The organism is Amycolatopsis sp. NPDC004747 (genome assembly GCF_053601335.1).
Genome location: NZ_JBSGBQ010000028.1, coordinates 1 through 25944, shown reverse-complemented (window position 1 = coordinate 25944; position 25944 = coordinate 1). Strand labels below are relative to the sequence as shown.

19 protein-coding genes and 1 pseudogene are annotated in these 25944 nt (G+C 71.9%); 3 read left to right on the top strand and 17 right to left on the bottom strand.

Features of this window, described 5'->3' with window-relative positions; translation table 11 throughout:
• Nucleotides 1-106: 106 nt before the first annotated feature.
• Together ACWEGE_RS34920 and ACWEGE_RS34915 are read left to right on the top strand one after the other, a co-directional pair.
• Nucleotides 107-511, top strand: a complete 405-nt coding sequence (locus ACWEGE_RS34920; protein WP_449664742.1) for a hypothetical protein — start codon at nt 107-109, stop codon at nt 509-511.
• A gap of 54 nt (nt 512-565) precedes the next feature.
• The gene (locus ACWEGE_RS34915; RefSeq protein ID WP_449664741.1) at nt 566-1312 is read left to right on the top strand and encodes a monooxygenase; all 747 of its coding nucleotides are present in this window, start codon (nt 566-568) and stop codon (nt 1310-1312) included.
• A 74-nt stretch (nt 1313-1386) separates the two neighbouring features.
• Here the strand turns inward: ACWEGE_RS34915 and ACWEGE_RS34910 are convergent, their stop codons facing one another.
• From ACWEGE_RS34910 to ACWEGE_RS34835, 16 genes are all read right to left on the bottom strand, one after another.
• On the bottom strand, nt 1387-2628 hold the full coding sequence (locus tag ACWEGE_RS34910) for an MFS transporter (RefSeq protein ID WP_449664740.1): 1242 nt from the start codon (nt 2626-2628) through the stop codon (nt 1387-1389).
• Between the two features lie 118 nt (nt 2629-2746).
• Nucleotides 2747-5605, bottom strand: coding sequence for an alpha/beta fold hydrolase (locus ACWEGE_RS34905; protein ID WP_449664739.1), 2859 nt, complete (start codon nt 5603-5605; stop codon nt 2747-2749).
• 20 nt (nt 5606-5625) lie between these two features.
• Nucleotides 5626-8814 carry an amino acid adenylation domain-containing protein gene (locus ACWEGE_RS34900; RefSeq protein ID WP_449664738.1) on the bottom strand — a complete coding sequence of 1063 codons (3189 nt, stop codon included), beginning with the start codon at nt 8812-8814 and terminating at the stop codon, nt 5626-5628.
• 36 nt (nt 8815-8850) lie between these two features.
• Nucleotides 8851-10074, bottom strand: coding sequence for an ATP-grasp domain-containing protein (locus tag ACWEGE_RS34895; protein ID WP_449664737.1), 1224 nt, complete (start codon nt 10072-10074; stop codon nt 8851-8853).
• 55 nt (nt 10075-10129) lie between these two features.
• Complete coding sequence (locus ACWEGE_RS34890) at nt 10130-11281, bottom strand: acyl-CoA dehydrogenase family protein (RefSeq protein WP_449664736.1); 1152 nt, start codon at nt 11279-11281, stop codon at nt 10130-10132.
• On the bottom strand, nt 11278-12888 hold the full coding sequence (locus ACWEGE_RS34885) for an amino acid adenylation domain-containing protein (protein WP_449664735.1): 1611 nt from the start codon (nt 12886-12888) through the stop codon (nt 11278-11280). The genes ACWEGE_RS34890 and ACWEGE_RS34885 overlap by 4 nt, the downstream gene beginning before the upstream one ends.
• On the bottom strand, nt 12875-13618 hold the full coding sequence (locus ACWEGE_RS34880; RefSeq protein WP_449664734.1) for a thioesterase II family protein: 744 nt from the start codon (nt 13616-13618) through the stop codon (nt 12875-12877). The genes ACWEGE_RS34885 and ACWEGE_RS34880 overlap by 14 nt, the downstream gene beginning before the upstream one ends.
• A 4-nt stretch (nt 13619-13622) precedes the next feature.
• On the bottom strand, nt 13623-13922 hold the full coding sequence (locus ACWEGE_RS34875) for an acyl carrier protein (RefSeq protein ID WP_449664733.1): 300 nt from the start codon (nt 13920-13922) through the stop codon (nt 13623-13625).
• Entirely contained in the window at nt 13919-14884 is a 966-nt protein-coding gene (locus tag ACWEGE_RS34870) for a chlorinating enzyme (RefSeq protein WP_449664732.1), read from the bottom strand. Before ACWEGE_RS34870 ends, ACWEGE_RS34875 begins: the two co-directional genes overlap by 4 nt.
• Nucleotides 14885-14904: 20 nt before the next feature.
• Entirely contained in the window at nt 14905-16194 is a 1290-nt protein-coding gene (locus ACWEGE_RS34865) for a cation:proton antiporter (protein ID WP_449664731.1), read from the bottom strand.
• A gap of 61 nt (nt 16195-16255) precedes the next feature.
• Nucleotides 16256-17812 carry an NAD(P)/FAD-dependent oxidoreductase gene (locus ACWEGE_RS34860; RefSeq protein ID WP_449664730.1) on the bottom strand — a complete coding sequence of 519 codons (1557 nt, stop codon included), beginning with the start codon at nt 17810-17812 and terminating at the stop codon, nt 16256-16258.
• Between the two features lie 514 nt (nt 17813-18326).
• Complete coding sequence (locus ACWEGE_RS34855) at nt 18327-19361, bottom strand: streptomycin biosynthesis protein (RefSeq protein WP_449664729.1); 1035 nt, start codon at nt 19359-19361, stop codon at nt 18327-18329.
• Between the two features lie 135 nt (nt 19362-19496).
• Nucleotides 19497-20522, bottom strand: a complete 1026-nt coding sequence (locus ACWEGE_RS34850; RefSeq protein WP_449664728.1) for a GNAT family N-acetyltransferase — start codon at nt 20520-20522, stop codon at nt 19497-19499.
• Nucleotides 20512-21426 carry a sporulation-delaying protein SdpB family protein gene (locus ACWEGE_RS34845; protein ID WP_449664727.1) on the bottom strand — a complete coding sequence of 305 codons (915 nt, stop codon included), beginning with the start codon at nt 21424-21426 and terminating at the stop codon, nt 20512-20514. Before ACWEGE_RS34845 ends, ACWEGE_RS34850 begins: the two co-directional genes overlap by 11 nt.
• Nucleotides 21423-22025 (bottom strand): hypothetical protein, encoded by a 603-nt coding sequence (locus ACWEGE_RS34840; protein ID WP_449664726.1) that lies wholly within the window; start codon nt 22023-22025, stop codon nt 21423-21425. Before ACWEGE_RS34840 ends, ACWEGE_RS34845 begins: the two co-directional genes overlap by 4 nt.
• An 8-nt stretch (nt 22026-22033) precedes the next feature.
• A complete protein-coding gene (locus ACWEGE_RS34835) occupies nt 22034-22189 on the bottom strand; it encodes a hypothetical protein (protein ID WP_449664821.1) in 156 nt (51 codons plus the stop codon).
• Here ACWEGE_RS34835 and ACWEGE_RS34830 point away from each other — a divergent pair.
• Nucleotides 22125-25469 carry an AfsR/SARP family transcriptional regulator gene (locus ACWEGE_RS34830; protein WP_449664725.1) on the top strand — a complete coding sequence of 1115 codons (3345 nt, stop codon included), beginning with the start codon at nt 22125-22127 and terminating at the stop codon, nt 25467-25469. The two genes, ACWEGE_RS34835 and ACWEGE_RS34830, sit on opposite strands and share 65 nt — an antisense overlap.
• A 14-nt stretch (nt 25470-25483) precedes the next feature.
• Here the strand turns inward: ACWEGE_RS34830 and ACWEGE_RS34825 are convergent.
• Nucleotides 25484-25944: pseudogene (locus ACWEGE_RS34825) on the bottom strand (ABC transporter family substrate-binding protein); the annotation flags it as partial.

The following is a 25944-nucleotide window of genomic DNA, read 5'->3' as shown; positions in this document are numbered from 1 at the left end:
AGCTGGATCGGTGCTCCGGAGAGAAGTACCGTGGTACCACCTCCCTCCCGGCGATGACGACCGCAGTACGACGAAACGGGGCAGGAGCGGGCCTAGCTTTCAGGCTATGACGAAACCTGACAGTCCACTGCGGAGGTTCGGGGCGGGCGCCACGGCACTGGCGATGGCGTTCGCTGTCGTCGCCTGCGGGGCGAACGCCGGCAACGGTGCGGCGCCGCCCGTCGTCGGCGCGCACGGTGCGCACGCGGGTCAGCCGGCGGCTCCGCCGCAGCCGCTGCGGGCCGGCGAGCGGTTCGTCGACCTGAAGATGGCCGAGGCCTACACCCCCGCGCCGCCGGAGGGGGGCGGTACGGACGAATACCGGTGCCAGGTGATCGATCCGGGCCTGACCAAGACGGCGTTCCTGACCGGGACCCAGGTCACGCCGGAAAACGCCGCCCTCGCGCACCACGCCATCGTGTACGCGGTGCCGCCGAGCGGCGCTGCCGCGGTGCGTGCGCAGGACGCGTAGTCCCCCGGCCTCGGCTGGCAGTGTTTCGGCGGGACCGGCGTCGACGGCGCCGAAGTGGAGAAGGGGGAAGCGGCGTGGGTGGACACCTGGGCGCCGGGTGCCTCGGAGACGCTGTTCGACCAGGACGCCGGCTTCAAGCTGGAGCCGGGCACCCTGATCATCCTCCAGATGCACTACAACCTGCTCGCGACCGAGGGCAAGCCGGCCGGGCCGGACCGCTCGGCGGTGCGGCTGCGGCTGACGGACGGCACGCCGCAGACCCGGGAATTCGACACCTTGCCGCTCGACGCGCCGACCGACCTGCCCTGCGCCGCCGACGAGCCGGGCCCGCTCTGTGACCGGGCGGCCTCGATCGCGGACGTGACGAAGCGGTTCGGGGCGGAGGTCGGCGGCACCGCGGACCAGCAGCTGGCGGAGTGCGGCCAAAGCGCGCCGAAGCCCGGCAACACCCAGACCTGCGACCACAAGGTGCCGTCGCCGATGACGTTGTTCGCCGGTTTCGGCCACATGCACCTGCTCGGGCGCGCCATCAAGGTCGAGCTCAACCCCGGCACGCCGAACGCCGAGGTCGTGCTGGACGTACCGCAGTTCGACTTCGACAACCAGCGGCTGGTGAAGCTGCCGTCGCCGGTGGACATCGGCCCGGGCGACACGCTGCGGGTGACGTGCACGCACGATGCGGGGCTGCGCAAACAGCTGCCACAGCTGAAAAAGCTCCCGCCACGCTACGTCGTGTGGGGCGACGGCACCAGCGACGAGATGTGCACGGGCATCATGACCGTCTCACCCCGCAAGTCCTGACGAAGCATCCGACGTGCGTGAGCGCACCGGAGTTCCGCTGCGCTGTGCGGCGCAGGTCGTCGGGGACGGGCAGGTCACCACCGCGTGGCCGGTACCGGTCCCCGCGGGTGCCGGACGGCTTTGGAAAGAATCGGCGCGGTGGCGATGAGACCGAACAACACGCCGCCCACCACCATGGCCTGCGTTTCGCCGAACGCGCCGGCGAGGGGGGCGACGCTGAGCTGGCCGATGGGGATCGCGGCGTACGAGACGAGGTCGTCGTACGCCGCGATCCTCGAAAGCAGCTCGTTCGGCACGTGGTCCTGCAGCGAGGTCTCCCACGTGATCGCCATGATGCCGAGGCCGACGCCCGCGACGAACGCGACACCGATCAGCAACGCCGCACTCCCGTGCAGGCCGAGGACGATCATGGGGAGCGCGCCCGCGGCGTAGCACAGCAGTCCCCACGCCAGGGACCGCGCTCGGTTGACGCGGTACATCGCCGCGGTCGCCACCAGCATGCCCGCGGCCCGGGCGCTGAGCACGATCCCCCAGAACACCGCGCCGACGGACGTGCTGGCGATCGTCGGCCCGAGCACGCTCCAGACACCGACGTAAATGCAGTTGGTGGCCGCGAAAGCCAGCACGACGGCGCAGACCCAGGTCATCGAGCGGAATGCGGTCCACCCGTCGCGCAGTTCACGGAAGAACGCCTGCGAAGCCTTCGTGACCGGCTCCGGCATGCGCACCTTGGCCAGGCAGAACGCCGCGATCAGGTAGCTGACGGCGTCGATGCCCATCGCCCAGCCCCCGCCGAAGGCGACCACGACCCCGCCCGCCACCGACGGGCCGACGATCGAGACGAGGTTCTTCGACGAACCCAGCAGCGAATTGGCCCGCTGCCGCTGGTCGGCGTCGACCAGCTGAGGGACGATTCCCCGCAGTGCGGGCGAAGTGAACGCCGTCAGCGTGCCGTTCACGAACTCCAAGGCGACGATCGCGGCGAGGTGGAAGTTCCCGGAGATGAACAGGGTGGCGGCGAGCCCCTGCGACAACGCCGCGCCGGAGTTCGACACCAGCAGGACCGTTCTGCGCGAGAACCGGTCCGCGACGACGCCGCCGACGAGCAGGAACAGCAGCATCGGCACGCTGCGCGCGGCCAGGATCAGGCCCAGCGCGCCCGCGCTGTGCGTCGCGTCCAGCACGGCGAAGGCGAGCGCCACCGGTGCCATGGAGCTGCCCGCGAGCGAGACGACGCGCCCCAGGAAGAACCACCGGAATCCGGTGTGGCGCAGGGGGCCGGGTGTCGTCGAACGCTTCGGCTCGTCGTCGGTCACTTGCCTCGCGCTTTCGTCGGCATGGTCAGCACCTCGATCGTTCGGTTTCGGGGGCAGGCACGGAATTCGGCCGTCGGGAAACTGTTCTCACCATACCGGCACGGCTGTCACCCGACATTCAAGCCTCCGGGATCTCGTTCGGCTGAACGTGGTTCGCCATCGCCAGCAACCGTTCCAGCAGGGTGGCGTTTCTCATGAGGCCGTTGTGGTGGAATTCGCCGGTCGCCAGCACCTGTGTGTTCCCCACCTTTTCGGTCGTGCGCAACTGCAATTCCACCGGGGTGTAGAGGTCGCCGTCGTACACCAGCGCGACCAGCGGCACCTCGTTGGCGGCCAACCGGTCGAGGTCGTAGAGGGCGGGGAAATCCGCCGCTCCGGCCAGCAGATCGGCGGCCTCCGCGAAGGGGCGGAGTTCGCCGAACTCCTCGAACATCCACGGGTAGATCATCTCGCCGATCAGGAGCAACGGATCCGCGCCGGCGCCGAATTCCGGCAGCTTCGCGAGCGCGCGGTGCGCGGCCCAGCCCGTTGGCCGGCCCGGCCCCGCGTAGATGAACTCCTGGAGCGCGTACAGCTGCATGTCGACGAAGCCGGTTTCGGCCACGACAGCCCGGCGGAAGGAGTCGGAAATCCCGTCGCCGTCCCACGCTCGGCGGACGATGTCGTGGACGCGCTCGAACCCGTGGCTCATCCCGAGGTTGCGGCCGAGCAGGCGCAACCGGCGGCTGGTCAGCCGGTCGCCACCGGGCAGCCGGACGTCGTTTTCGTCCAGATACGCGGCCAGGCGCCGGATTTCGACGGCGTCCCCGGGGTATTCCGCGTAGTACGCGGCGTTCTTCCGCACCAGCTCGGCGTAGGTGTGGTCGTACACCTCGTCGACGGACGCCTCGATGCCGGGAACACCACCCGAGACGAACGCGGCGCTCAGTCCCCCGGGCGCCAGCGACAAGTACGTCAGCGCGATGAACCCGCCGTAGCTCTGCCCGAGGATCGACCACGGCCGGCCGCCGGCCAGCTTTCCCCGCAGGATCTCCGCGTCCGCGACGACGCTGTCCGCGCGGAAGTGACGCAGGTAGGCGGCGAGCTCCGCGGGACTGCGGTTCGCCGCGGTCCGCTCCGTGACGGGGGTGCTGCGCCCGCCGCCGCGTTGGTCGAGCAGCAGGACGCGGTGGCCCTCGAGCGCGGTGGTCAGCCAGCCGCCCGCGGCCTCCGGTGCCGGGCACGGTGCACCGGGGCCGCCCTGGAGGAACAACAACCACGGCAGATCGTCGTGGGCCCGCTCCGCGGCGACGACCTCTTGGGCGTAAATCTCGATCGTGGGGCCGTCCGGCGCCGCATGGTCGAGGGGAACCCGCGTCCGGTGTTCGCGCACGACGAGGTCCGAACCGGCGGTCCGGAGGTCGTCGAACCGCGCGGGACACGTGCGCAGCAGCTCGCGGGCCGCGGCGTCGACCTCCGAGGTGCGCTCCGCCAGCGCCGAGGCGACGTAGTCCGCCCCGGCCGCATAACCGAGCGAAGGACACAACCCGTCCCGGCGAACGAGGGGCAGGAACGGGGTCAGTGCGTGGGTTTCGGCCGACTCCAGCAGCGTTCGCCGCCATTGTCCGTACCCGACGACCTGCACGGCGCGGCCGATGGACCGGATGCCGGACACGATCTCCCGCCAGGACACGGCTTGGTCCGCGACGACGCGTTCGGCACGACCCCGCCCGTTCTCGTCCAGCGCACCGGCCACCAGGGTGTCCGCCACGTGTTCCGCCGAGGCCACCGGGAACGCCAGGTCGAGGTCCGGGGCCACGCGCAGGGAAACGCAGGTCCGCACCATCGCCGCCAGGAACTCGTCGGCGACCGTGCCGTTCCGGGCCGCGACCACCTGACCGAGCCGGTACGTGCGCGTCGGGATGCCGCGGGCGGCGGCCTGGCGCACGAACCGCTCGCCCACCCACTTGCTCTGCCGGAGCCCACCCGCCGCGGGGTCCGGGCGGCCGGCGCCGAGGACCGAGACGAAATGGACGGTCTTGACCACCTCCGACGCGGCGAACCGCAGCACTTCCCGGGTCCCGAGGACGTTGCCCGGCGTCAGCTGCGGCAACGACGACAGGGGGCCGAAGCAGTCACCCACGTGCACGACCTGGTCGATCACGCGCTCGAGCCGGCGGTACGTCTCCGGCCGCAGCCCCAGGTAGGGCTGCGTCAAGTCGCCGGGGACGGCGGTCAGCCTCTCCGCGTCCTCGGCACGCCACAGCCCGTGTGCCGCCATCTCGGCGTGGAGGCGCTCGGAAGCGCTCTCGACGTCCGGTGCCGCGACGACCACGTGCAGGGTCGTGCCGGGCCGATCCAGGAACTTCCGGACGACGAAGGGTTCGACGCACGACGCCGTTCCGGTCAGCAGCACCCGGGTGCCCGACGGACCGGCCGGCCGGGCGGAGCCGTCCGGCCGGACATCGGCGGGGAGCACGGCCAGCCGGGCCAGCTCGGCCGCCGCCACCGGGACCGGGTCGGCGCCACCGGCTTCCGCGGGCCGGGGAGCCCGGCCGGCGAGCCGCGCCAGCTGCCGGACGGTCGGATCGGCCAGGAACCGCGCCATGTCGAACGGGGCGCCACCGGCCGCGGTCCACCGGGCCGCCATCCGGACCGCGGTGAGCGAGGTGCCCCCGAGCTGGAAGAAATCGGCCTCGACGTCGATGTACGCCAACCCCAGGACGTCGGCCCACAAGGAACAGACCGCGGCCTCGGCGGGCGTGGCGGCGGGGCTTCCGGGCGGTGCGCCGGCCGTCGTCCCCTCGGGGCCGGCCGCGCTCAGCTGCGCGCGGTCGACCTTCCCGTTCGGGAGTTTGGGCAGTTCGTCGACCACCACGATGCGCGCGGGCGCCATGACGGGGCCGAGCCGCTCCCGGGCGTGCCGGTGGACGTCATCGCGCAGCGCCGCCAGCCGCCTCGTCCGCCCCGGGTCGTTCGCGGCCACCAGTTCGTCCATGCTGTCCCCGTCTCGGGCGGTCATCGGAAGGTGAGGTCGAGCCGGGTGGGGTCCCCGGACCCGGCCGGACGGACGTGGACGTCGAGGTCCCGCTCCCGGGCGATGCGGTGGACGACCGCGGGGTCGACGGCGTGCCCCGGGTCCGCCATCCACACCGACCGGGCGAGGTCCCAGGCCGTGGCCTCCGGCTCCGCGTCGTCGAGCGCCCGCAGCGCCGCCTGCGGCCGGACCAGCCGCGCATTGGGCACGTCGGTCACCTTGAGGCCGCCTCCGGCGCGGGCCCGATCCGCAAAGGCGGCGACGACGTCGAGGGCCCGCCCGTCCGGTTGCGGCCAGCCGGCGACCGGCAGGCCGGCCTCGGGCGCGGGAAAGGCCGGGTGCCGGGGCCCGAACAAGGTCACGTCCCAGCGGAACCGGGACATCTCGGTCCAGGCCCGGTCGGCGCGGCACTCGATCCGGACGGCGAAGCCCCCTCGGCGGGCCGGCAGCTCGTGGAAGAACCCGGGCGCTACGCACAGTTCGTCCTCGGCGCGCACGTGGTGGCCGACGAGCGTCCTGAGTTCGGCCGCGGGCATGAGGCGCGGGCTCCGCCGCACCTGGACGTCGGCGTGGAAGTGCCGGAGGAGACGCACGTCCCGCACGTCCCCGACGAACACCGCGCCCGCGGGACCGGCCACCCGGACGGCCTCGGCGATGACTTCCGCCAGGTAGCCGCGCCCGGGGAAGTACTGGATGACCGAGTTGAGCACGACGAGGTCCGCCGACGAACCGGGCAGCTCCGCGAGGGTGCGGGCGTCACCCTCGCGGAAGACGGCTCCGGCCGACGTGCCGACGGCCGCCTCGGCGGCCGCGAGCGCCTCGCTCGAGATGTCGATCGCGAGGTAGTGGTCCCAGTCGCGATCGAGCTCCCGCAGCAGCAGCCCGCTGCCCGCGCCGACGTCGACGATGCGGCGCGGCGCCAGCCGCCGGACCCGCTCGACGGTGGAACCGAGCCAGTCGCGCATCTCGCCGTCCGGGATGGGCGCCCGCGTGTAGCTGTCGGTCCAGCCCGCGAACGCTCCCGCGCGGTCCGGCCGGTACCTCGCGTTCCACACGTCACGCCAGCCGGAGTCGAGCCGTTCTTCGGCGTTCTCCGGACGGAAGCTGACGAAGGCCACCAGTTCGTCCCCACGGGTGGCGTGGTTCGCCACGACCACCGCGGCCGCCTCGACTCGCGGGTGTTCGGAGAGGACGTTTTCGACCTCGTCCAGTTCCACCCGGTGGCCGCGCAGCTTCACCTGCCGGTCGGTTCGCCCGAGGAACTCGAGCACACCGTCCTCGCGCCACCGGACGTGGTCGCCGGTCCGGTAGTAGCGGTCCTCCGGGCCGCCCGCGCCCGCCACGAACCGTTCCCGGTCGAGTTCGGGCCGCCGGAAGTAGCCGCGGGCCACGCCGGCACCGCCGATCCACAACTCGCCGGGAACGCCGATGCAGGCTTCGTTGCCCAGGCCGTCGGCCACTCTCGTGGTGGTGCGGCAGATCGGGCGGCCGACCGGGATGAGCTGCCCACGGACGTCGTCGGGCCGCAGGTCGTGGGTCAACGACCAGACGGTCGTCTCGGTCGGGCCGTACATGTTGACCACGCGTGCTCCCGGCACCGCCGTGACCAGCTCGTGCGCGAGTCCTCGCGGCAGGAGTTCGCCGCCGACCAGCAGGGCGCGGACACCGCCCAACGCGGCCGGCAGCTCCGGTTCGGACACCACCGCCGTGAAGAACGAGGGGGTGGCCTGGACCAGCGTGGGCCGGAACCGGCGGACGAGCTCCACCATGGAGTGCTCGCCGCGGGCGAGCCGCTCCACCAAGCGCGCCGGGCAGACCACGGTGGTCGCGCCGCGGGTCAGGGGCCACAGGAGCTCGAGCACCGAGATGTCGAACGCGACACTGGTCTGGGCCAGCACGCGGTCCACTTCGGACAGTCCGATCGCGTGGTCCATGCCCAGGAAGAAGTTCGCCAGGTTCCGGTGCGTGAGAACCGTGCCCTTGGGCCGTCCGGTCGATCCGGACGTGTACATCACGTACGCGACGTCCGCGCCGGTCGCCGTGTCTTCCGGTGGCGCGCCGTCACCGGCGCCCCGATCCTCGACGAGCACGAGCGGAACGTCGATCGGCGCCGGACCGACGCCCGGCCCGGTGACGAGGCAGACGACGTCGGCGTCCGAGGCGATGAACCGCAGCCGCGCCGCGGGGAATCCGGGATCCAGCGGCACGTACGCCGCGCCCGCCGCCAGCACGGCCAGCAACCCGACGACGAGATCGGCACCCCGGTCGACGTGCACCCCCACGCGGTGCCCCGGGAGCACCCCGTGCTCGCGGAGGCGGCGGGCCAGGCTGTCGACTCTCCGGCCGAGCTCCTCGTAGCTCAGGCTGCCCCGGACGTCGAGCACCGCGACGCCGTGCGGCCGCTGCCGCACCTGACGGCGGAACTGGGCGTGCACCGGTTCCGGGCCGGCTCCCTCGAGAACCGGCCCGGTCCCCCACTCCCGCACCGCCTCGCGTTCTTCCGGGGCCCGGATGTCGGCAGCGGTGGCGAGCGCGTGGGGCTCGGCCACGATCGCGGCCAGCGCTGTCCGGTAGTAGCCCGGCAGGCGGCCGGCGATCCCGGCGTGCACCCGGGTCCGATCACAGTGGACGTCCAGCGCGACGGTTTCCCCACCGGCACCGACGGTGAACCGGGCGACCAGCGGGAAGTCAGCCGTGCTGTCGTGGCGGGCCGGGTGCTCGGCGACGTCCACCCGGCTGTCGAGCACCGGTTGCGGTGCCCGGCCCGCGAAGCGCGCATCGCCGACGGACTGCGCGGCGGCCCACCGTTCCAGCCGGACCACCTCCCGGGCCACCTCGGCCCAGGTGCGCCCGCGGAGGTCGATCCGGACCGGCACGAGGTGTTCCGGTGCGACGGCGACGGCGGTCACCACCTCCGCGGCCGACGTGACCGACCCCAGCACCCGCAGGTGCGCCGCCACCAGGAACGCCCGCACCGGCAGCTCGCACGCCCCGGCGAGGCGGGCGAGGGCCGGCCCGACCGCCTCGAGGCCCGGGACGTGGGCGTCCGGTACGACCTCGACGGCACCGCACCCGCCGACCGGTGGTGGGAGGGGCCGGGAATCGGCCCCCGCCACCACGGCAGTCCAGTGGTCGACGTCCGGCCCGGTCCGCTCCGCAGTGCGTGTCACCACCGTCCCCTTTCGGTCTCGTGAGCCGGCTTCCGGTCAAGCGCTCTTCCGGTCGTGCAGCTCGTGGGTGAGCTGGACGGCCTCGTCGATGCGCCGCTCGCAGGTCGCGATGTCGCCGGCTTCGATGAGCGCCAGCGCCACGCAGTAGGTGCTGTAGAGCATTTCGCCCATCACCTGGCCGACCGGGACGTTCACCTGCACCTCGCAGACCCCGGGCAGGGCCTCGATGTCGGCACGCGTCACGCCGTTCACGGCACCGGGCTTGACGGGCAGGCATACGAAGCCGTAGACGGCGTCCCCGGTCGCGGCCGCCTTCGGTGGCTCGTCGCCCGCGAGGAGCCGGGCGTGCGCGGCCCAGGGGTTGATGCCGATGGTCCGCTCGGCCGTCTGCGGCGCGAAGACGCCGGCCGGCCGCCAGGCCAGTTCGCCCGCGACGAACTCGTCCGGTTCGCCGAACACCTCCAGGTGGAAGACACCCCAGCGGCCGCCGAGAGCGGTCACGGCGCGTTGGGCGAACGCCGTGGCCGTGGCGTAGAGCCCGGGGTGCGCGGCGACCGGGTACGCGACCGACCGCAGCGGCGACCCGTTCTTGGTCTCGCGAAGCGGCGCCAGGTACCGCGACACCATCAGGTGCACGACCTGCCCGTCGACCACGCTGCCGTCCAGGTGCCACTCGCGGCCGTCCTGCAGCTCCTCGACCACCGCGTGGCGCAGCGCGGGGGTGCTGGTGAGCACCTCGTACAGCTCTTCGGGATGCCGGCACACGTGCACGTCCCGGCTGCCGCCCCGCGACGGCGGCTTGACCACGAACGGGGCCGACAGGCCGGCCACGACCTCGTGCAGCTCAGCCGGGGAGCGGGGGGTGCTGGTCACCGTCGCGTACCGAGCCGTGGGTACGCCGTGCTTCGCCCACAGGGACTTCTGGTGGGCCTTGTCCCGCCCGGCCATCGCGGTCGGCAGGTCGATCCGCGCCGTGGCCGTGCACCCGAGCAGGTCGTTGAGGAAGCCCGCGGTGACCACGGCGAGCTCGTGGCACGGGAGCACGAGGTCGACCTCGCCGGTCCGGCCGAGGTGCAGCAGCACCGACCAGGCCAGTTCGGGGATGTCGAAGTCGGGTACGTACCCGATGTCCGCCACGCGGTCCGCGTACTCCTCGGCGGTCCGGCGGTCCCCCTTCGAGTGGAGCAACGTCAACGTGTGACCGAGGTCGAGCAGTTCGGTCAGCACTTCGGCTCGTGCCCCCAGCAGGACGATGTGCACGGCTGTCCCCTTCGCTTCTCTTGTGGTCTGGCAACTCCGGCGGCACGCCGTGTGTTCAGGTGAATCCGGTCGTCTCGAAGACGAGGTCCCGCATGAGTTCGCTCGCCCCGGCCGTGATCGTCCCGGCCGCCGCGTCGCGGTGCACCCGCGCGACCGCGGAACCTTCCCGGTACCCGCGGGCACCGTGGTACTGCGTGCACGCCCGGGCCGCCGCCACGGCGAGTTCGGTGGCGCGCAGCTTGAGCGTCGACGCGGTGCCGGTGTCCAGCCGCCCCTCGCTGTGCAGCATCGCCGCGAAGTAGCCGTACGTGCGGACCAGGTCCAGCTCGGCCGCGAGGTCGGCCAGGGTGTGCCGGACCGCCTGGTTCGCCGCCAGCGGCGCGCCCTTGACGTGGTGCCCGCGGACGAACGAGCCGGCCAGCGCCAGGCTGTGCGCCGCGCCACCGACCGCCAGCAGGCCCGCGACGAGGCGCTCGAAGTCCAGCGCCGCCATCAGGTACGACAGCGTGTGGCCAGCTTTCCCGAGCAGGCGCCCGGCCGGGACGGGCACGTTGTCCAGGGTGAGCTCGCAGACGTCGGCGGCGTGCCACCCCACCATCGGCTCGGCGGTGGCGCTCACCCCGGGCGCGTCGGCGTCGACGAGGAGCAGGCCGCACCCGGCGAGCGACCTCGGCCGGGACGCGACGGTGCGGACCCTGGCCAGGCAGAGGAAGAAGCCCGCTCGTGAACCGTTGGTGACGTGCGCCTTCCGGCCCGACACCCGGTACCCGCCCGCTCCGTCGGGTTCGGCGCGGGTGGTGATCGCGTGCAGGTCGGTACCGGCCTCGGATTCGCTCAGCGCGAGGGCCGCGACGCGCCTTCCCGCGCGGACGTCCGGCAGGTGGGCCGCCTGCTGGTGCGGTGATCCGAACCGGTCGAGGTAGAAGGCGGCCATGTACGCGTGCACGGCGACGGCGGCGCGGACACCCGCGTACCCGGTGCGCCCCAGCTCCTCGAGGAGGATGGCGCTCTCCGGGAATCCCGCGCCGGCCGTGGGCCGGTCGAACAGACCGGCGGCGGCCAATGCCCGCCATCCCCGTCGCGGTATGCCGCGCGCGCTCTCCCACTCCTCCGCGTGGGGCAGCACGGTCTGCTCGAGTGCCGCGCGCACGCGGCTCCGGACCGGGTGGGAGGCGGCCAGCAACGACGGCAGGCTGTCGTTCTTCATGTGGTTTCCAGCAGCTCGTGGCCGCCCGGCGCCGCGGTGGCGGTTCGCCCGGAGATCAGGGCGCGGCGGTCCACCTTGCCCGTCGCGGACAGCGGGAGCGCCGGACACAGGTGGATCTCCGACGGCACCAGGTATGCGGGCAGCCGCGCGGCCAGGTAGCCGCGAACCGACTCGGCGGTGCAGTGCGGACCGGCCGGCACCACGAACGCGACCAGCACCCGCCGGCCGGGGTGCACGTCGTGCGCGCAGACGACGTTCTGCCGGACGTCCGGGTGCCGGTCGAGGTGGTGGGCCACTTCGCCCGGCTCGACCCGGAAGCCGTTGATCTTGACCTGGTCGTCGAGGCGGCCCGCGAAGACCAGGTGCCCGCGAACATCGAGGTAGGCCAGGTCGCCGGTCCGGTAAAGGCGCTCGCGCAGCCCGTCGACGTCGTACTCGGCGAACCGCTCGGCCGTGGCCTCCGGCATGCCGACGTAACCGACGGACAGGCCGGGGCCGGCGATCAGGAGCTCACCGATCTCGCCGGGCGCGCACAACCGGTTGCCGTCCACCACGTAGACCCTCGTGTTCTGGATCGGCACGCCGATCGGGACCGGGTCCTCTTCGGACGGCACGGCACCCAGCGGGTGGTACGTGGCGTAGGTCGTGCTCTCGGTCGGCCCGTAGACGTGGACGACCCGGCCGGGGCCGTAGCGCGCCACGGCGCGGCCGATGTGCTTCGGGGAGCAGGCTTCCCCGCCGGTGAGGATCCGCCGCACCGGGTCGAGGACGGCAGGCGCCTCGTCCACGATCGAATTGAACAGCGCCGTGGTGAGGAAGACGGTGGTCACCCTTTCCTCGACGAGGATGCGTTCGAGTTCCGACAGCCGCAGGAAACCCGGCGGGTAGAGGACGCACGTACCGCCGTTGAGCAGCGGGCCCCAGATTTCGAACGTCGCCGCGTCGAACGCGACGGGCGCGAGGTGCAGCACGCGGGTGGTCTCGTCCAGTCCGGTGTAGACGGCGCCGCAGACCAGCCGGAGCACGGCGCGGTGCTGGATCAGCACCCCTTTGGGCCGGCCTTGGGAGCCGGAGGTGAAGTTGACGTAGGCCACCGCGTCCGCCGGGATCCGGCTCGGTCCGGCCGGGCGGGGCTCGTCCGGCTCGGCCGTCCCCGCCTGGACCGGCACCGCCCGCAGAGCGGGAAACCGGCGGGCCAGGTGCTCGACACGATCCGTCAGGACGATGGTGCAGCCGGTCTGCGCGGCCAGGTCGCGCACCCGCTCCTCGGGCCACGACTCGTCGAACGGCAGGTAGGCCGCGCCGCACTTCAGCACGGCCAGCAGCGCCGCGATCAGCTCGGGGCTGCGCCGGACGCACACCGCGACGACGTGCCCGGCTCGCACGCCGGCGTAGACGAGCCGGGCCGCGAGGACGTCGGAACGGCGGTCCAGGGACCGGTAGCTCAGCCGCCGCGTCCCGCAGACGACCGCGATCTCGTCCGCTCGCTCGGCGACGCGACGCCGGAAGACGGCGGGGATGCTGTCCCCGGCCGGGTAGGGGACATCGGTCGAGTTGACCGCCTGGTGAGCCTTCGCCGCGCTCGCACCGGCCTCAATCGTGTCCATGGTCCCTCCCGATCCGGGCGTCGATGATCGCCAGCAGGTCCGCGCGGTGGGTGTCGGGGAAGAAGTGGCCACCGGGTGCCTCGACCACTTCCGTCCCCGCACCGCCGAACGAGAGCCAGCCCCGCATCGCCTCGTGCGTGTCGTTCGCGTCGTCCCGTCCGTAGATCGCGGTGATCGGCGCGGACAGGGCGCGCCCGGGCGCGCCGCCCCACAGCTCCGCCAGGCGGATCTCCGCGCGAACGGTCGGGAGCACCACGTCCATCACCGACGGGTTGCCGAGCACCTCCGGTGCGGTGCCGCCCATCGCCCTCAGCGCGCCGAGCAGCTCCGCGTCGGTCAGGTCGTGCAGGAACGGCCGGCACTGGGGCCAGTCGGGACTCCGGCACCCCGAGACGAAGACCCGGGCCGGCTCGGTCCGGCGGGCCAGTTCGTAACCGACTCTCGCACCGAAGCTGTGCCCGTAGAAGGCGTACGGCACCGACAAGTGGTGCGCCAGGACCGCCGACGCGTCGTCGACGAGTGCTTTCCACTCGGTGTACGGCCGCTCCCTGAGCCGGCTGTCGTGCCCGGGCAGGCGAAGCGCGAGCACGTCCACGTCGGCGGGCAACTCACCCGCCCAGGAGCGGAACAGGTGCGGGCTCCCGCCGGCGTAGGCGACGCAGACCAGGGTCAGCCGGGGAGCACCCGGCGCGCTGCGCACCCGGACGATCCACTTGTCGTTGTCGGGCACGAACTCACCGCACCTCGGCGCGCCGCGTCGCCTGCCCGCTCGCCAGCTCCGCGACCGCCCCGGCGTGGCGCGCGATCAGGCCCGCGATGCCCCGGATCGTGCTTTCCTCGTACAGCTCGTCGGGCGGGAGGCAGTCCTCGCCGTAACTCTCCTCCGCGCGCGCGACGAGGCGGATGACGCTCAGCGAGGTGCCGCCGATGGCGAAGAAGTCGTCCGACGGGCTCCGCGCCGGCAGCCCCAGCGCGACGCAGGCGTCGATGACCCAGCTCTCCACAGTGGACTGGTTGCCGCCGGTCCCGGTCACGAAACGACCCCCGGCGCCCGGACGGGGAAGCGGAACCCGTCCACCGTCTCCTCCGTGTAGCGGTTGTGGTGGAAGGTGTCGGTGCCGGACACGAGGACGTTGCCGAACCGTTCGAGGCTCGCGCTGCCACCGAACTCCTCCAGCTCGTCCGAGTACGGGTAGACCCGGACCGAAGTCGGCAGGTAGCGCGCCGCGTAGCCCAGCCGCATCCGGTCCGTCAGCCCGCTGTGGGGGTGCGAGGCGTGCATGAGGGTCGACCAGAAGATGATGAACTGCCCCTGCCGCATGACCTGCGACACCGCCGCGGACTCGTCCGGCGCCCAGTCGGGGTCCTTCTGCAGCGCCCGGTAGTCGTACCCGAAGAAGCCCCGGCGCACACCGGCCTTTTCCGTGGCGTTGATCGACGACTGGTCGTAGACCATGGTCTTGGACTCGTCGTAGTTCATCACGTCGTGCGTTCCCGGGATGAACTGGAGGCAGCCCATCTCCACCGGTGCCGGGGTGAACGCCGTCCACACCGTGATCGTCCCGCCGAACTCGGCGTCGTTGGGCCATTCGATCTGCGGCTGCTTCGACCCCGCCACGTTGGCGAAGTTGTCCGCCTGGTGCCAGTCGGTCCCCTCGTCACCGGGGTACTTGGGGAAGAACTCGCTTCGCCAGCACAGCACGTCCGGCCCGAGGATCGAAGCCACCCGGTCCACGATCTCCGGCCGGGCGATGTGCCGGGCCAGGAACTCGACGTCGAGGTGCCGGTCGTAGTTGGCGAGGTTGGTGACGCCGGAAACCCCCTTCCCCCCGCCGTAGACCGCCCGCTTGGTGTTGAGCAGCCTGGGCCGCAGCGCCCTGAGGTTCTGCTCCATTTCCTCGGGCTCGTAGAGGTCGAACGGGCCGATGAAGCCGTCCCGGTGGAACTGCTCCACCTGTTCCGGGGTCAACGAGAAACCCCGCTCTTGTTCTGCCATCACATTTTCTCCTACTTGACTCAGGACTTGCCCGGCGCGGTCGCCGCCGTCATCACTTCCGCTTCCGGGCGGCGGCGCAGTTCCGCCCGGTCGATCAAGCCCAGCAGCGGCCCGGTGAGCGCGGTCGTCACCAGCGCCATCACGACCAGGGCCAGGAACAACGGCGCGGTCAGAATCCCCAAGCCGTAACCGAACTGGAGCACGATCAGCTCGGTCAGGCCCCGGGTGTTCATCAGCGCCCCGATGCGCAGGCTGTCCCACCTGGACTGTCCGCCCAGCCGCGCACCGAGGTAGCTGCCGAGCAGCTTGCCGGCGGCGCCGAGCACGACGGCGATGCCGATCAGCAGCACCGGCACGGCGCCGAAGTCCTTGGTGAACACGGTGATCCCGGTGACCACGAAGAAGATCGGCACCAGCGCCCGGCCCAGCGTGCTGACCTTCTCGACGGCGTCCTCCCAGTGGCCCCCCGCCCCCGCGGGAACGGCCATTCCCGCCAGGACCGCGCCGAAGATCACGGTCAGGCCGAGCTGTTCGACCGCGAGGGCCATGCCGACGGCCAGTACCCCGACCAGGGCACGCGTCCGGCCCGGCCGGGTCGCGCACCACCGGTCCACCGCCGGCTTCCGCAGGAGGCCCCGGACCACCAGCGCCGTCAACGCCGCGCCGGCCAGCACCACCAGGGAGCGGACGACCTCCGCCGGCTGCCCGCCGGCCAGCCCCGCCGCGACGGGGAGGAGCAGCCAGCAGGTCGAATCGACCACGACCGCCGCGCCGAAGGCCACCCGGCCCGACGGCGTCTCCGTCATCCGGCGGTCGGCGAGGATCCGGGCCAGCACCGGCACCGCCGTGACGGACAGCGACAAGGCCAGCATCACCACCAGCGACGCGGCGGACGCCGAACCGCGCACCGACGGCGGGCCGGCGAACAGCACGTAGCCGGCCAGGAGGACACCGGTCGCGGCCGGGACCACCGAACCGGCGACGGTCCAGCCGATCGCCCCCGCCGAGCCACCGGCCGGGCGGAGCCGGAGCTTGTGGATCGTCCCCACGAGGAACAACGCGAGCGCGGCGTGGGTGAGGAGCTGGAGACCGGCGAGCAACCCGCCCGGCAGCACCGCGGCGAAGCGGGCGGGCCCGAGCAGCCACAGCGCGACCGGCCCGGCGAGCAGCCCCACGGTGATCTCGCCGACGACCTTGGGCTGCCCGAGCCGGTCCGCGGCGAACCGCCCGAACCCGATGATCACCGCGATCACCCCGAGCACGGCTGCGACGTGCCCCACGCCGAACAGCAGATCCGAAACGAAGTCCATGAGATTCCCCCGGGATGCGTCCGGTCGCTTGGCAGACCGGGTTTTCCGGCGCGGGTTGCGCCTACGCGACGGTCAAGAGACCGGCGTTGTGCAAGGTGCCGATCGCGGAGACGCAGAGCGCGCGCTCCGACGAACCGGCGCCCAGTCTTTCGACGATCTCCCCCACCGTCGCCCGCCCGTCGACGGCGCCGATCAGCTCGGCCATGAAGCTGCCGTGCTCGTAAGCCGGCCGCACCGTGCGGTTGCGCCGGTGTTCCAGGACCAGGCCGGGCGACACGAGTCCCTTGTGGAACACCAGGCTGTCCCGGCAGGCCACCTCGTCGGCCAGGCGCGGGACCGCCGACTCCGGGGTCTGCCCCACCGCGATGTCGACCCGGAAGTCGGCCATCTGGTCCGCGAGGGCCTGCGGTAGCCACAGCTCTTCGTTGGCCTGGGCCTTGAGGAAGAACTTGGCTCCCACCGCGCCGAGGTGCCGGCAGATCGCCGCCGCTTCGTCGCGCCCCACCCCGGAGAGGTCCCGGCGCCGCCAGAACTCCCCCCGGCCGGGGTGGACCCCGTACAGCACCTGCACGGTCTCGTCCACCCGGTGGTAGTGCCGCCGCATTTCGTCGTCGTACCACCGTGCGGCCACGTCGTCGGCGACCTCGCCCCCCAGCACGGCCACGAGGGCGCCGGCCGCGTGGCTGGCCGACATCAGCGCTCCGTGCACCCCGGTGGAGAACAACGGGTCCACGAACATCGCGCTGTCGCCGACGAGCACGTAACCCCGGTCCCACAGGGGGGCGTCGACGACGTGGTTGGTGTAGCGCAGCAACCGGCCGCGCCGGGCGACCCCCGCGTCCGACAGCAACCGCCGGACCAGCTCGGTCTCGCCGATCGCGCCGTCGAGGGACGCCTGGGGGTTCCGGTGCTCGATCAGGTCCGCGTCGGTCACCATGCCGACGCTGGTCAGGTCGTCGCTCAACGGGATGAACCAGAGCCAGCTGTTCTCGGCGGCCTCGGTGATGATGTCGTCCCGGCTCGGCCCGGCCGCCCGGCCCGCGCCCGAATAGTACGCACCGACCGCGGCCCGCGTGTGGCCGTCGTCGGCGACCGGGAGGCCGAGCGCCTTGGGGACGAACTGGAACAGCCCGCTGGCGTCGACGACGTACCTCGCGGCGAGGTGCCGGACCGCCTTGCCCTCCTGGGTGACCACGCCGTCGACCCGGCCGTCCGCGTCGAAGTGCAGCCGCTTCGCCCAGGTTTCCCGCAGTACCCGGACACCGGCCTTTTCCGCCTGGTTCAGGAGCAGGTCGTCGAACTTGTCCCGGGAAACCTGGAAGGCGTACCCCGGGTGCGGCATGCCCAGGCGCAGCTCTTCCTTCCGCCCACCCCAGCGGAAGACCGCGCCCGGCTTGCGAACGAAGCCGTCTTCTTCGACGACGTCCGCCACGCCCAGGTCGCGGAGGTAGGGCATCGACATGGCGAGGAGCGATTCCCCGATGTGCTCACGGGGGAACTTCTTGCCTTCCACCAGCGCGACCGAGACCCCCGACCGGGCGAGCAGGCCCGCGGCGCAGCTGCCCGCCGGCCCGCCGCCGACCACGAGCACATCGACACTTCCACCGGCTTCACTCATCGGATCCTCATCCACTTCAGCTCTTCTCGCCGCAGCACTTGCCGTGAACCAGCCGGCGGTCTCGCCGGGGGAGAGAGGCGCGCCTCCCGCCCCCGGCGATCAGTCAGCTCACCCGGGTCACGCCGGGTCCGAGTTGGTGTCGTACTCGGCCACGATCGTCACGTTCAGCTTCTCCATGAGCTCCTGCTCGCTGATGCCCAGAACCTTCTCCACAGCACACCCCCTTTCCTCGAGAAGCGAAATCAACCGCCGGACGGCGGTGGCACCGCAGAATCCGGTCACGCTCTTTCGAGCTGGTGAAATCCGGATTCGCAAATTGACATCGCTGCAACTGCGTGCGCAGCACCCCCAGGGGTTGCGCCATCGGCAGCGAAATACCGAAATATCACCGAGATTTTCCGAACCGCGGCGGGCCCCCCTTGGCCGCCGTGTTTCTTCACCGTAGTGATAACCATCCGGAAGTGTCAACGTGCGCACGGCGGTGCCGGGAAATCACTCACCTCGCGGACGCCATTCAGCCCGAAGCGGCACTCCGGTCGTCACGGCATTCGAGGCGCTCGGCGAAAACCCGCCACGCCAGTGCGCATTCATTCGCCAGCATGACGACCTTTTCCCGCTGGTGAACGGGCACCCGGTGCACCATTTCGGCCCATTGGCCGTCGTCGATCGAGGCGCACCCGATCAACCGGAGCAGCAACCGCCCGGACTCGCTGAACCGCAGCGACGGATCGCTGGTGAGGAGCGCGACGAATTCGGCGGACGAAGCGTCGCGCACACGCTCCCGGCCGGGGCCGGCGCCCCGGGCGCGCGGCCCGGCGAGCCGAGGCACGTTCCCCGGCGGCACCGCCGCGCGCGGTACCGGCTCCTGCGCGGCATCCCGTCTCCGCTGCTGCGGCGTCACGGGCGACTCGCCCCGGGCGAGCCTGGCCCGCACGTCCTTCGCGGTCGACGGCGAGATGTGCGCCGCCTTGGCGATCTGGCGCAGCGAAGCCTCCGGATTGGCCGCGATCAGCTCGGCGGCCCGCCGGCGTGCCTGGGATCCGTCCACCGGCCTGGTCCGGCCGTCCCGGCCGATCCGGACGTTCGACTGCTCGATCCGGTCGGTCGAACGCGCCCGGATCGTCACGATGGTGCTGGCGGCCAGGCCGGTGACCGCCGAAATCCGCCGGTCCGACCACGTCGGGTGGGAGCCGATGATGCGCGCTGCCGCGATCTTGCGGTCGGCGGTCGACAGCGGCAGCCCGTGCGCGTGGTTGAGCTCCACGGCGAGCACGAAGGCATCCGCGTCTTCGCCGGTGAAGAACAGCACGTCGACGGCGTCGTCACCGCGCAACACCGCCGCGCGCACGCGGTGCACCCCGTCGATGACCTTCATGGTCGGCCGGTGGACGACGACCGGCGGCAGCGGGGTCTCCACCGCGGCGAGCGCCTTGGTGTGCTCGACCTGCTCGCCGTGGACGCGCGGAGAGTCCACGATCACCAGCCGGGCGATGGACACCCGCTCCGGCACCGCGGACAGCAGTTCTCGTTCAGCAAGCAGTTCCTCCACCAGGCCCCCTCTTCGCGCCGACTGTGCGTGCGCCTCGCGCTCTCCGCGTCGGCGAGAACCCCGTTCCCGCCGGCTGGGGAACCATGACACGCCTCGCTACTCCCGCGGCACTCGTCGGCTACTCACGCCGAAGACCTACCGGGCGGCCGCCAGCCGCGCTTCCACCGCGGCGAGCTCGCCCTGCACGGCGATCAGGGTGGGCAGGGTCGTGTAACCGACTTCGTCGTTGACCCGGATCATGTGCGTGTTCTCGGCACCGGTGGTGGTGCTGATCCGCCGGACCTCCGGCGCCTCGGCCACCAGCCGGCGGAGCATGTCCGCCTTCACACACCGGCCCAGGCCGTTCCCCCGGTGTTCGGCCACGACCGCGGTGTCGCGCTGGTACCCCCAGTCCGGCCGGCGCGGGTGCACGCAAAGTTCCGTGAAAGCCGCGACCGCACCCGTGGCTTCGTGCACGGCGACCACCACACGCTGGCGGATGCCCTGCGCCCGCAGTTCCGCCTCGGCGGCCCGCACCCGCTCCACCGTGTATTCCGGCCAGCGGTAGTCCGAATCCCCCACCGGGGCGTCGTGTATCGCGCCGCGGGCCAGTGCGTAGGACGCGATGCGGTTTTCCGGAGCGGTTCCTTCCCAGTGCTCCAGCCGGTACCCGGCCGGCACCGGCACGTCCCATCGCCTCCGGTCGGCCGTCGCGGTGCTCAGCGCCTGCCGGACGACCCGGCGGACCTGCCGGAGGCCGACGGCCTCGGCCCACGGCTGCCCGGGGGTGCCCGCCACCACGTCCCAGTTCTCGAGCACGCGGCGCTCCTGCGCTTCCAGCTCGGGCAGGGTCGCGCGCAGCAGCGCGGAGCCGATCCCGCCGCGGCGGTGCTCCGGGTGGACCTTGACGTTGACCACCGCGATGTCACTGTTCTCCTCGTCGAGGAAGAACACTTCCGCGACCGCGACGACCTCGCTGCCCCGCAAGCCCACCCGGTACACCGCACGGCCCATGCCCGGCATGGGTTTCCTCATGCGGCCGACCAGCTCCTCCAGCGGGAGGACGGGTTCCCCCGGCCGGTCCGCGGCCTGGCAGGCCAGTACCACGTCGTGGTAGGCCGCGAAGCCGGCCTGGGTGGCCTGATCCGGCTCGAACCGCTCGATCACCAGGTCAGCGCGCACGCGCCTCCTCCTTCCGTTGTGCCCGCCACCGGCGCCCGCCCGCGGCCCCGGCCGGATTCGCCGCGCACAGCAGCAGCGCGATCATGATCAGCCCGAAACTCGGCATGCCGAGCAGCACCGCGATCGCCAGGTGCAGACCGGCACCGAGGACCAGTGCCAGCGCCCGCGACCTGCGTCCGCCCATGATCGCGATCACGATCGCGTACTGGACGCCGATCACGCTCCACGTCGCCACGGCGACCAGGGCGTCCGACGCCAGCAGCGGTTCGAGGACCGTGCGAACCGGCACCGGGAAGCCGAATTCGGGGTCGAACGCCACGATCCCGAGCGCGCGGCCGTGCACCCAGGCCGGATCGCCCAGCTTGGCCGTCGCCGCGACCAGGTAGATCACCGCGACCTGAGCCCGCAGCACCAGCGTCGCCGCCAAGGAACTCCCGCGCCACGAAGCAGGCAGCGGCTCCCGCACCGGGCTCCACTGCCAGCCGCGGTCGTCGGCCAGGCAGATCGGGATCAGCAGCAGCGCGGTGATCTCGGCGGCCCGGTCGCCACCGTTGGTCAGCGGGATGGCCGCCGCGAGACTGAAGTTGACGTACCAGTGCGGGATGCACGTCCACCGCGGTACGGCACCGATCAGGACCAGCACGAGGGTCGCGATGGCCACGGTGCGGGCGAGCACCGGGCCGCTGCCCTGCTCGCCCAGCAGGCACCACAGCGAGACCGACCGCAGGCCACCGCACCGCACACCGCCCGGGACCGCCGGTGAATCGGCGAACAGGGTCGCGTCCGAGTTGAACAGGAGAACGCCGAGCTGAGCGCAGGCCAGCAGGCTCCGGCCCGCCGCGAACAGCGCGCTTCGCGGTTCGTGGCGGTCGATGGCCGGGCCGAGACGGCTCCGCACGCTCACCGGTCCCCGCACCGCACGTTCACGGCCGCCGCCCGGCGGGGCAGCCACGGCCCGTCCGGGAGCCGGCCGGCTCCGGACGGGACGACGTGTTCCAGCGCGAGCACCAGCGCTCCGCAGAGCCGCGGCTGCGCGGAAAGCGCCTTCAGCGGGAACACCAGGGCCGGATCCGGCAATCGCTCACACCGCGCCTCGGGGGTGTTCCCGCACGATTGCCAATACCGGTCCGGTATCCGGCGCGCGATGTCCCACGCCTCGCTCGTGGCGACGTCGATACCGCGGTCGAGCCCGCCGCGTTGGCCGTCCCAGACCTGCCGTTCGAACCGGCGGCCCAAGTGGCCGTCCGCACCGGCCTGGTAAGCGACGACCGTGTCCTTGTCCAGGTTCCCGGTGAAGAAGACCCACTCCTGCGGCCACACCACCTGGTAGGCACCGAGCCGCGCGCGCAGATCGCCGAAGACGGGACCACCGCCGAACTGGACGAAGCACGAGACGGCGAAGCTGAACACCAGGACGACGGCGGTGAGCAGGAATCCGCGGAGACCGCGTTCGGTCTCGCCGCCTTCGGCGACACGGGCGCGACCGCGTCGTGACGGCCACACCGGACGACCTAGTTCCAGTCCCACCCCTGGGGCCCGGCACCGACCACGTCGTTCTGCGAGACCTGGTTCTGCTGCGGTGCTTCGCCGGCCGGCGTTCCGGTGGCGACCACGGCGACGAGCACCGCGACCGCACTCGCCGTTCCGATCACGAACGTCCTGATCATCTCTCCCCCTCCGATACTGCTGCAAAACACGCGCTGTCAACAAAGCGCATCGGACGGTAGCACCGCCCGCTACCCCGCCGCTACTTGTCCGCTACCCTGGGCGAAGATCTTGAAGCGCCGCGACGTCGGACGGCGAAACACCGCTCGACGACGCCGTGGCGACCGTCGGCCCGGGGAGGAAGCCGTGGAGTTCCGGATCTTGGGACCGCTGGAAATCCGGTCGTCCGGTCAGACGATCGAAATTGCCGGCATCCGTCAGCAAAAACTGCTCGCTTTGCTCGTCCTCAGCGCCAACCAGGTCATTCCGGACGAACGAATAGCAAACGAACTTTGGGAGACCCCGCCGCAATCGGCGCGGCAGCAGATTCACAACGCGGTCAGCAGCCTCCGCCGGAAGCTCGCCGCGACCGGAGTCGCCACCGAGGCCGGGATCCTCCGGACCGACGTCGGCTACCGCATGAACATTCCGTCCGATTCGATCGATTCCTACCAGTTCTTCCAGCGCACTGAGGAAGCCCGGGCCGCGGCCGCGAACGGTGATCTCCGCCAGGCCGCCGACCGCTACCGCGCCGCCCTCCGGCTCTGGCGGGGCGCCGCGCTGGCCGGTCTGCACGGGACCACGATCACCAGTGTGGCGGCGAGCCTCGACGAACAGCGGCTCACCGCCGTCGAGGAACTGATCGAGACGCGCATCCGAGCGGGTGAGCCCGCGGCCGTGGTGGGCGAGCTGTACGAACTGGTCGGTGCGAACCCGCTCCGGGAGTCGCTTCGCGGACAGCTCATCCACGCCCTCCACCTCGTTTCGCGCCAGGCGGACGCCCTCACCGTCTACGAGGAAGGGCGGCGGATCCTGGCCGAAGAGCTGGGGGTGGACCCGAGTCCCCGGCTCCGCCGGCTGCACGCGGCGATCTTGAGCGGCGAGTCCACCGGCGAACCCACCGCGGCGGCGGACGCCGGTCCCGCCGCGGTCCCGGCCACCACCGCGCCACCGCCCGCCGGCGCGCCGGCCCGCCGGTTCTTCCTCCCGCACGACATCAGGGACTTCTCCGGCCGGGCGGCCGAGCTGACCCGCCTGCTCGCCGCGGCGAAGGACACCGCGCCCACCGCGCTGGTGATCTCCGCGATCGACGGCATGGGCGGCGTGGGGAAGACCACCCTGGCGGTCCACCTCGCGCACCGCGTCGCCGACGACTACCCGGACGGGCAGTACTTCGTGGACCTCCACGGGTTCAGCCCGGGAGTGGATCCGGTGCCGGCCGAGCAGGCGCTCGACACCCTGCTCCGGGACAGCGGCGTGCCCCCCGAACTGGTCCCGCCCGGCCTGGACGGGCGCCGCGCCCTGTGGCGCTCGCACCTGGCCGGCAAGCGGGCCCTGCTGGTGCTCGACAACGCCGTCGACGCGGAACACGTGCGTGTCCTGCTGCCGGGTGCCGCGGGTGTGCTGGTGCTCGTCACGAGCAGGCGCAAGCTCACGGCGCTCGACGGCGCCGTCGCGATGTCCCTCGACGTCCTCACCCAGGCCGAAGCCGTGACACTGTTCACCCAGGTGGTCGACCGGAGCGCGGGCGACGACCTGGAGGCCGTGGGCGAGGTGGTCGAGCTGTGCGGCCGGTTGCCGCTGGCGATCCGCATCGCGGGTGCCCGCCTGCGCAGCAGGCCCATGTGGCAGGTCGCCGACCTGGTCCGGCGGCTCCAGGACCAGCGCCAGCGTGCCCGGCTGCTCGAGACCGAAGACCGTGGCGTGCTGGCCGTCCTCCGCGTGTCCTACCGCTACCTCCAGCCGGATCAGCAGCGGGCTTTCCGGCTCCTGGGTGCGCACCCGGGAACCGATTTCGACGCGTACCTGCTGGCCGCGGTGACCGGCTTTTCGGTCGACCACGCCGAAGACGTCCTGGAGTCGTTGTTCGACGACAACCTCGTCAAGCAGCGCACCGGCGACCGCTTCTACTTCCACGACCTCGTCAGGGACTGCGCCCGGCAGATCTTCGGGGAGTCCGAAGACCCCCGGGAGCAGCGGATCTTCTGGGAACGCCTGCTCGACTACTACCTCCATTGCGCGGCGAAGTGGTGCGAACTCCTCGACAACGACACCGCCCACGTCACGCCGCGGATCCAGCACCCGCCGGAAAACGAGAGAGCGGTCGGCTCCGCCGAGCAGGCCGTCGGCGCGCTCAACACCGAGTACAGCAACATCCTCGCGGCCGCGAGAGTGGCGGCGGACCAGGGTTTCCACGGGCACGCCTGGCAGTTCCCGTGCGTGCTGCAGCCGCTGCTCAGGCTGCGCAACAACTACGGCGGCGCTTCCCATTCCCTGTTCAGGGAGGGGTTGCGGGCGGCGCGGCTGTTGAACGACAGCCGCGCCGAAGCCGCCTGCCTCGTCGGGCTCGCGGCGATCTGCCGGGAACGCAAGTGGATTGCCGACGCGAAGGACTACATCGAGCAGGGGCTGAAGGCGTTCCGCGCGTTGGGCGACCACCACGGTGAGGCGGCGCAGTTCGTCGAGCTCGGCAGGCTCTGCCTCGACGACGACCTCCTGAAGGAAAGCCGCGACGCCTTCGTCGCGGCCGACCGGCTGCTGACGAACGTTCCCACGAGCTTCGTCCACGCCTCCGTGGCGAACAACCTCGGTGTCATCTACCGGGACCTCGGCCAGTTCGACCTCGCCCTGCAGCACCTGAACCGGGCCCTCGCCATCGTGGCGGACGACAACCATCCCCGCCGCCGGCTCCTGACGTCGTGGAACGTGGCGATCGTCCTCTACTACCAAGGCCGGCACGAACAGGCGGTCACCGAGTTCACCCGGATGCTGCACACGAGCACCGCGATGAAGTTCGACCAGGGCCGAGCGGCCGCGATGACCGGGCTGGCCGGCGTTCAGCGGACGCTCGGCTCACTGAGCGAGGCCATCGAGTCCGGGCGGGCCGCGCTTTCGCTGGCGCGGCAGTTCGGCTTCTGGAAGGTCGAATGCGAAGCGCTGAACATGCTCGGCGAAGCGAACCTCGCGCTGAACGAGCTCGATCAGGCGCAGCAGGTGTTCGGCCACGCGCGGGAGAAGGCGGTCCAGCTGGCGTCGAACCGGTATGAGGCCCGGGCCCTGGAAGGGCTCGCGCACGTGGCCATGGGCCGTGGTGACCGGGCTCTCGCGGAACACCACTGGGAGCAGGCGATCCGGCTGTACCCCGACGGCATGTACGACGCCGGGTTCGCTCGCCGTCACCTCGCTTCCGGTGCCGAGGAGGCCCGGTGCTTCCGCTGTGAGACCGCTTCGCTCCGGGTGTGAACCACCGGTCGCCGTCACCCGGTGCGCGACCATTCGCCGGCGTTCCACAGAACACCGTCGTACGACTGCAGGTAGACGCGGTCGATGCCCTTGAACGCCCACATGCTCGGCGGCTGGAACAGCGGCAGGGTCGCGTATTCGTCCGCGATCGCCTTGTCGGCGTCCTGGTAGGCCTGGACCATCGCGCTCTCGTCCGTCGCCCGCACGGCCCGGTCGAAGGCGTTGTCGATCTCGGGTGCGCAGAGCCCCTGGTGGTTCCGCTGTCCCCCGTGGGCGGGGCAGCTGTACATGCTGCTCAGCGGACCCTTGAACCGCACCGAGGTGCCGAACAGCGCCGCGTCGTAGTCACCGGTCGAGACGCGGCCACCCTTGAGGAAGCCGGCGTCGGTCTCGTCCTTGACCTCGATGCCGGCCGCCTTGGCCTGCGAGATGATGATCTCGACGGTCTGGCTGCGGCGCGCGTTCTGGTTGTGCG

Bases quoted from the DNA above. Each gene is read 5' to 3' on its own strand.
- ACWEGE_RS34920 (WP_449664742.1), top strand. From the start codon at position 107: ATGACGAAACCTGACAGTCCACTGCGGAGGTTCGGGGCGGGCGCCACG.
- ACWEGE_RS34905 (WP_449664739.1), bottom strand. From the start codon at position 5,605: ATGGACGAACTGGTGGCCGCGAACGACCCGGGGCGGACGAGGCGGCTG.
- ACWEGE_RS34890 (WP_449664736.1), bottom strand. From the start codon at position 11,281: ATGAAGAACGACAGCCTGCCGTCGTTGCTGGCCGCCTCCCACCCGGTC.
- ACWEGE_RS34885 (WP_449664735.1), bottom strand. From the start codon at position 12,888: ATGGACACGATTGAGGCCGGTGCGAGCGCGGCGAAGGCTCACCAGGCG.
- ACWEGE_RS34870 (WP_449664732.1), bottom strand. From the start codon at position 14,884: ATGGCAGAACAAGAGCGGGGTTTCTCGTTGACCCCGGAACAGGTGGAG.
- ACWEGE_RS34865 (WP_449664731.1), bottom strand. From the start codon at position 16,194: ATGGACTTCGTTTCGGATCTGCTGTTCGGCGTGGGGCACGTCGCAGCC.
- ACWEGE_RS34860 (WP_449664730.1), bottom strand. From the start codon at position 17,812: ATGAGTGAAGCCGGTGGAAGTGTCGATGTGCTCGTGGTCGGCGGCGGG.
- ACWEGE_RS34835 (WP_449664821.1), bottom strand. From the start codon at position 22,189: ATGATCAGGACGTTCGTGATCGGAACGGCGAGTGCGGTCGCGGTGCTC.